Raw genomic sequence first — 344 nt, forward strand, 5'->3', positions numbered from 1 at the left:
ACTGGCTCAACCGGCTCGACCGGAGCCACCGGCTCGACTGGTGCGACCGGAGCCACTGGCTCGACTGGTGCGACTGGCGCAACTGGCTCGACAGGTGCGACTGGCGACACTGGTGCAACGGGTTCGACTGGCTCGACGGGAGCAACCGGCTCGACGGGTGCCACCGGCTCGACTGGTGCGACTGGCGATACCGGCTCGACCGGTGCAACCGGCTCGACTGGTGCAACCGGCGATACTGGAGCGACGGGCTCTACTGGTTCCACGGGTTCGACTGGGGCAACCGGAGCCACAGGCGCGACCGGCGATACCGGCGCAACGGGTTCGACCGGTGCAACCGGAGCCAC

General features: G+C 68.9%; 1 protein-coding gene. It reads left to right on the forward strand.

What is annotated here, in order from left to right; genetic code table 11:
• Nucleotides 1-344, forward strand: a 344-nt coding sequence (locus AC1DZU_RS35705) for a hypothetical protein (protein WP_477292171.1), incomplete at both ends; no start/stop codon positions are given.

The sequence above is a fragment of the Mesorhizobium sp. P2_A12 genome (assembly GCF_056405075.1).